The organism is Plectonema cf. radiosum LEGE 06105 (genome assembly GCF_015207665.1).
GTDB classification, from domain to species: Bacteria; Cyanobacteriota; Cyanobacteriia; order Cyanobacteriales; family Nostocaceae; genus Rivularia; species Rivularia radiosa_A.
The window spans coordinates 1-7,076 of record NZ_JADEWL010000224.1 but is presented as its reverse complement, the minus strand read 5'-3'; the positions used below and the strand labels follow the sequence as shown (position 1 = coordinate 7,076).

Annotated in this window: 5 protein-coding genes; 2 read left to right on the top strand and 3 right to left on the bottom strand. The window is 38.6% G+C overall.

The genetic code is table 11. From position 1 onward, the window contains the following. Positions 1-1,118: 1,118 nt before the first annotated feature. Entirely contained in the window at positions 1,119-3,632 is a 2,514-nt protein-coding gene (hetF, locus tag IQ247_RS30690) for a cell division protein HetF (protein ID WP_193925813.1), read from the top strand. 552 nt (positions 3,633-4,184) lie between these two features. Continuing rightward, entirely contained in the window at positions 4,185-4,478 is a 294-nt protein-coding gene (locus IQ247_RS30685) for a hypothetical protein (RefSeq protein WP_193925811.1), read from the top strand. Position 4,479: 1 nt separating this feature from the next. Here IQ247_RS30685 and IQ247_RS33720 read toward each other — a convergent pair whose 3' ends face one another. The 3 genes from IQ247_RS33720 to IQ247_RS30675 all read right to left on the bottom strand — a co-directional run bounded on the left by IQ247_RS33720 (position 4,480) and on the right by IQ247_RS30675 (position 6,976). Next, the gene (locus IQ247_RS33720) at positions 4,480-4,572 is read right to left on the bottom strand and encodes a hypothetical protein (protein WP_375341259.1); all 93 of its coding nucleotides are present in this window, start codon (positions 4,570-4,572) and stop codon (positions 4,480-4,482) included. Positions 4,573-4,673: 101 nt separating this feature from the next. Next, positions 4,674-5,495 carry a type 1 glutamine amidotransferase gene (locus IQ247_RS30680; protein WP_193925809.1) on the bottom strand — a complete coding sequence of 274 codons (822 nt, stop codon included), beginning with the start codon at positions 5,493-5,495 and terminating at the stop codon, positions 4,674-4,676. A gap of 146 nt (positions 5,496-5,641) precedes the next feature. Beyond that, positions 5,642-6,976: a MurT ligase domain-containing protein gene (locus IQ247_RS30675; protein WP_193925808.1), complete on the bottom strand. Its 1,335-nt coding sequence runs from the start codon at positions 6,974-6,976 to the stop codon at positions 5,642-5,644. Between the last annotated feature and the right edge of the window lie 100 nt (positions 6,977-7,076).

Genomic DNA, 7,076 nt, shown 5'->3' with positions numbered 1-7,076 from the left:
TTTCCGGATAAAACTGTATAAATATGTTTGGGTGCTTTGGAATGCTCAATATTGCTAAATATTGCTAAATGCTGCATCTAAAAATAAAAATCCCCCAGCGTGCTTGTAGGCTTACCGGGGGAGACAGTTATCAGGGTGCATCTACCAATTCTATGTACCGTATCTGACAGCAGCTTTCCGGATAAAACTGTATAAATATGTTTGGGTGCTTTGGAATGCTCAATATTGCTAAATATTGCTAAATGCTGCATCTAAAAATAAAAATCCCCCAGCGTGCTTGTAGGCTTACCGGGGGAGACAGTTATCAGGGTGCATCTACCAATTATATGTACCGTATCTGACAGCAGCTTTCCGGATAAAACTGTATAAATATGTTTGGGTGCTTTGGAATGCTCAATATTGCTAAATATTGCTAAATGCTGCATTTAAAAATAAAAATCCCCCAGCGTGCTTGTAAGCTTACCGGGGGAGACAGTTATCAGGGTGCATCTACCAATTAAATGTTCTATTTATAACTGTTAAATTCCGGATAAAATATAAAAATTAGGATTTATGTGGAGTAAGAGGTAAAAAAAAGCCCCTAGTGGAAGGCAGTCTACTAGGGGAGTGAGTTATCAGGGTGCATCTACCAATAAAGTGTTCTAAAGTTAACCAGTATCTTCCGGATAAAATTATTAAAACGCTGTTAAAAGTTGTATAGCAAACAACTTGTATTAATGCGTTCGTATCTGTTCGCACGCTATCCAGTAATTTTTGAATGATAATGAAGCGAGGTTTTGTATTTATCTCGCTTTGTGATCACCCAGATTTAATTTCTCGGTGGATTAAAATGCATTTTGGTGCGATCGCGACGGGTTAATAATCAAAAAATCTCAAAAAACTCCAGTAAATATGAGTCTTACTGAGGAATTAAAGATTGAGGTGCATATATAACTAAGTTAGTTCTAGGCACATTTAGTTCAATCCGGATAAAGTTGTAAGAGTGGAGAAGCCAAAAAACCACATTAAAACCAGAAACATCAAAGCACTTAGATGCATCTAATGTATCAGGAAGAGCAAAACATAGACTTAAAACAAAAGCGTTTCCAACCAGATAAGTTAGGTAAACAGGAGAAGTTGTGACCCAGGAATTTCATATTTCCGTAACCCCAGTAGGACAAAATGACTACTTGGTACGGACGGAACAAGTCGCACCTGGGGTACCCTTAGCAGAAGAACTGGTAAGGTGGCCGGTGGCTGACTGGTTAGCGGCTGCTGGGAGTTTGATGAACGACCCATTGCAGTCAGTATTGCAGGGTGATGCGATGGCATTAAGCGCCTGTCTTGAAGAGACAAATGCAAGAAACTCAGTCAACTTGGTAGCACTGGGTCAGCAACTTTATAATGCGCTTTTTCAAGGCACTCTCAGGGATAGTTGGATTACCGCCCAAGGTATTGCCCAAAATCACCAACAAGTACTGCGTCTGCGTTTGGGTTTAAAAGATACCAAACTAGCCCGTCTTCCTTGGGAAGTAATGCACCAGGGCGATCGCCCCATCGCTACAGGACCTTATATTGCTTTTTCTCGCTATCAAAGCGGAATGAGCGGAGCATCTCGTTTACCATCAAGAAATATACCGCAGTTATCAAATGAAGGCGGGATCAAAGTATTAATGGTGATTGCTTCTCCTGCCGACCAAGTGCGTCTTAACCTTTTAAAACAAGAAGCCATCAGACTGCAAGCGGAACTGGAACGCAAAACCCAAAATGGCGGCGCTCATCTGCCAGAAATTCAATTATCCGTACTCGAACAACCCGGAAGAGAAGAATTAACTCAAGCCTTAGAACAAGGAAATTATCACGTCTTGCACTATTCAGGTCATAGTAACTTTGGTGCAAACGGGGGGGAAATTTACTTAGTTAGTGGTAGAACAGGTCTAACCGAAACTCTGTACGGTGATGATTTAGCTGGTTTGTTGATTAACAACAATATCCAAATGGCAGTATTTAACTCGTGTTTGGGAACTTATGCCGCCACTTTAGAGAGTAATCCCGATACCGGACAGCGCAACCTCACCGAAACACTGGTGAAGCGAGGCATTAAAAGCATTTTGGCAATGTCAGAACGCATTCCCGATGAAGTAGCATTAACGCTAACGCAGTTATTTTATCGGAATCTATCTCAGGGATATGCCATAGATTTGTGCGTGAGTCGGATGCGTCAAGGATTGATTTCTGCTTACAGTTCCCATCAACTGTATTGGGCGCTACCAATTTTATATCTTCAGCCAGAATTTGATGGTTATTTAGACCCAGAAGTTTACTTATCCCCCCAGGGAGAATTATTTAGCGAATACGATCCTACAGCCAGCGCAGCGTCAGCACTTTACGCTTCTATTCCCACTCATAACTCCGATGCAATTCCAATGGAGGGAGAGATATCCTATGAACCAGAAGATTCTTTGGAATTAGATTGGTTGGGTGAAAATACTTGGGGAGACTTGGTTGATGAAATTGAATACGACGATTCGAGCTATTCGGAAGATTCTGCAATAGTTACGGATTTATTCCGTCAGTTGGATGACGAAAAATCCCTAAGTGAACCTCCCATGAATGCGGAGTTAGTACAGCAGTTTGACGATGATTACCAACAAAAACAACTATCCCCGGACTTAGATTATCAATCTGAGGATACTTTGATATGGAACGAAAGCGAATATCTTTCACAAGTTAGTTCTCAAACAAGTACATTAACTAATGAAACGTCGTTGCAAGATAGCTTGACTCGTAATTGGCAACAAGATAGTCAAGTTACTACTGAGTCAGCAAAAGCCGCAGCTAAAAAGCAAAAACAACAGCAGCGTTTAGCGGTTTTCGGTGTTTTCGGAATCAGTGTAATCGCGCTATTCGTAAGTATAAATTATTTTAGAGGTCAGCAAAAACCCGATATTCTTCAACCAGCTATTGTTCAAGAAAAGCAATTTGATCTAAAGATTGCTCAAACCGAAGCTGTGACTACCTACGCTAGCGAAAAATTAAGTCAAGGTAATATTGACGCTGGTTTAGAAGCTGTAGAAGAATTACTCAATCGCGGTGCTTTAAATAATGCCGAAATCGCACTGGAAAATGTTAATCGGGAACAATTAGTTAAAAATCCAGATGTAAATTTTATTAAAGGGCGTTTGGCATGGCAATTTGTGCAAAAAGGAAACAATAAATACAGTATCGATGATGCCCGACGTTTCTGGAAAGTTGCCGATGGAATCAACGAAAATTCATTTTTGTATAAAAATGCTTTGGGGTTTGCTTATTATGCAGAAGGTGATTTAAACCGAGCTAACGATTCTTGGTTAAAAGCTTTAGATTTAACTTTTAAAAAGAATCCCGCCCAAAACGTATCTTTAACCTCCGCTCCTCAAGTCATCGATCAAGAAGCTTTATCAGCTTATGCTGGACTAGCTTTAAGTTTATATCAATCTTCAATGGAGCAAACTTCTGATAAAAAAGAAAAATATTTGAATGAAGCAATCAAACTTCGTCGTATGGTAATGAAGGATGCAAAAGGAAGTTTTGAAAGAAATCACTTAGCTCAAAATTGGTTGTGGACAGAAAAAGCTATTGAAGATTGGCAATCTTTACTTAAACTTGAGTAGGGAAGTTCAAATAATTGGTAATGGGTAATTGCTAATGGGTAATTGTTGACTGTTTCCGAACCAACATTACAACTGTTTAACCAGATATGATACAACTCATTTATTTCAATAAATAAATTGGGATGAGAAGCTCCTTGACATCTACTTGATTGCGATACTAGATAATCAAAATTTATATTTATTAGCAACCCGGTTTCTTTTAGTTATCGGGTTTATAAATAATTTATACATAATAAATAATTAAATAATAAATGTGTAATAGGCGTAATAGCAACCTAAATTACAAAAAAAACTATCAAACTGTAGCTTCAATAATCAAATTATAAATTACATCAAAAATATTATCGGAAATGTCTTCTTTTGTACTGGATACTATGAATAAATTCCATTGATAATAGATTAAATCACTATTGAAGCAGCATTGTAAAAGTATGCTGGCATCAAAATTATCTATTCGTAATTGATTGACAGTTATCTTTTGTATTCAAAACTGATCAACTGTAATATCCGGGTGAATAGTACTTATTATTAATAACTCTTCAATGTATATCGATGAAAAATAACACATCCCATCAGCAAAGTAAACCCTTTGTTTTTCGATGTCGCGTGCAAATAGATTCGGGATGCTTGACAAGGGAAATTTCTGAAAGATTAACTCCGTTTTTAGATGAATCAAAAACAAAATATATGATTGGAGATTATTTACGTAAACAAAAAAAAGCTGGTCAAAGTACAATCAATTTTAAAACCGATATGGGTATTTGGCAAGTCGAATTCTCTGGAAGACGAGGTGGATGTTATTTGTGGGATTTGTATTTTATTTCACCTTATTGCATCTTAGATTGAATCAGAAGATTGGTAATCGGTAATTGGTAATTGGTAATTGGTAATTGGTAATTGGTAATTGGTAATTGGTAATTGGTAATTGGTAATCGGTAATCGGTAATTAAAATCCGTGTAATCCGTGTAATCTTTCTTAATCCGTGATTAGTATGGGGGATTAAAAGACCTCTAAAAGAGGTCTAATAAAAAATGTTAAACTTAAACTTTCGCCATTTGTACTTTAGAAACATCTACATCCAAACGCTTTAACATTGCTGAGCGTCCTTGCATCGCTAAGGTATCATCCAAAGGTGTTAAAGAAACGGGAACATCATATTTATTTCGCAATGCTGTTTGAATTAACCAATCAGCGACAACAGGGTTTTTCGGTAATAATGGTCCATGGGAATAAGTGGCGATCGCGTTTTGGTAAAATGCACCTTCAGTTCCATCTTCGCCGTTATTACCTAAGCCGTAAACGACTTTTCCCAAGGCTTCGACTTTTCCTAATTTAGTACGTCCACCGTGATTTTCAAACCCCACTAAATAAGGTGTCGCACCATCCAACATTTCTTTTAAATCTTGGGCTAATTTAGCAGCGGTAACTTCTATGACTAAATTACCGATGCAACGACGGGTATTTTCACCGGGATGCACAGAAACTAAATCTAAGATACCTAAACCTTCAATTCTTTGTCCCGCACCAGGTTCGTAATAATGTCCCAACAGTTGTGGAGAACCGCAGGTAAACACACCGGGAGTACCATTGTCAAGCTTTTCACGCATGGCATCAGCTTTCGCACCTTGTAAATCGCGCATGACGATTTCTTGCTGTCTATCCTGTGCGCCACCACCTACTATGATATCTACAGATTTAATATCATCAGCAGTAGAATTTTGGTCTAAAGGCACTACTTTAACACCATATCCCCGCCATTGAGTACGACGTTCGATAACGATGACATTACCTCTGTCTCCATAAGTACTCATCAAAGTTGGATACAGCCAGCCTATACTTAATTCAAATTGTTGGTTATTCATAATAAAAGTTAGTACCACCGGAGTTAAGAGTTAGGAGTTAGGAGTTAGGAGTTAAGAGTTAGGAGAAAATGATTAATTACTGACTTCCCAATTACCAATTACCAATTACCAATTACCAATTACCAATTACCAATTACCTATTCCCATCATCGAATTTTCTTACCAGTTAATGCTTCTCGCACGTCTAACATAGCCGTGTAAGTAGGTAAAATATGTAAAGTTTCATTTACGGGGGTATGTTCTAAGGCGGTTGTAATTGCTTGTCGTAAATCTTCTTCGACAATCAAATTTAAATTGTTGTCAAGGGAATCTTGGCTGTAGCGCAGACGTAAAGCCATATCATAAACGCGATCGCCACTCACAATTAAAGTACCTCCCCGTTGTACCAATTTTTCGGTATCAACATCCCAAATCCAGGATACATCTTCACCGTCCTGTACTCGGTCATTTAATACCAACAAAGTTGTTTGATTATTGCTTTCGGTAACTACCCGAATGGTTTCGTTGGTACCGACTGGGTTTTTAGATAGCAGAATCCGGACTTTTTTGCCATTAATATTTAATTCTTCCGCACGTCCAAAAGCTGGTTGAAATTTCGGAATTGCTTTACGGATGTTGGCTTCATCAATTCCCAATTCTTTAGCAGCAGTGACAGCAGCTAGAGTATTGTATTTGTTATAAAGTCCTACGAGAACTTGTTCCCATTCACGACTCTTTAACGCGGGTTCGCTTTTGGCAAAACCACAACTCGGACAGGTGTAATCTCCCAAATGTGATAGGTAAACCCCTTCGTAATCGAGAGAATGCCCGCAATTAGGACAATAAATCGAATCAACTGCATGGGGAATCGCTTCTAAATACTTTTCCGGTTCGGTTAAACCAAAAAATACCACTTTTTGAGATAGCTGTTGACCCAAATAAGATAAAGTCGGGTCATCAGCATTGGGAATAACCACTGTATCTGGTGCGAGGGTAGAAATTGCTTTCGTCCACCGTTTGCTGATAGAATCTACTTCCCCGTATCGATCGAGTTGATCGCGAAATAAATTTAAACAAAGAATAATTTTGGGTTGAATCGGCTGCAATACTTTAGCAACAATATTCTCATCAACTTCTAAAATGGCGTAATCTACATTTAGAGTACCAATTAAATTGCTACTTTCCATCAACGCCGTTACCAACCCATTTTCCAGATTAGCACCAGTAGAATTAAGTGCTACACGATAACCTTGTTCCTCCAACATCGTGCGTAACAGCAAAGATGTGGTAGTTTTACCATTAGTACCGGCAATTAAAATAATCCCCTGTTTAACTTGCTGACTTAGCGATCGCAATAAATTGGGTTCAATACGTCTTGCGATCGAACCAGGTAACACCGAAGCCGCACCCAAGCGCAAACTACGGACTCCAAAAGTCACACTTTTTGCCACACACACAGCCAAACCAAGCCGGAATTTATCTATAAGTTGAACTTTTCCCACAAAGGTACCCTAATTTAAAGATATAAGTTTCAAATTTAATAAGCGTGAGTTTAGCGAATCCCCGGAGAAAAAGCCAGTGTTAAGGTGACAAATTTTGAGA

What these genes read in the sequence shown, in the direction of transcription:
- IQ247_RS30685 (WP_193925811.1), top strand. Translation starts at nt 4,185, where the DNA reads ATGAAAAATAACACATCCCATCAGCAAAGTAAACCCTTTGTTTTTCGA.
- IQ247_RS30680 (WP_193925809.1), bottom strand. Translation starts at nt 5,495, where the DNA reads ATGAATAACCAACAATTTGAATTAAGTATAGGCTGGCTGTATCCAACT.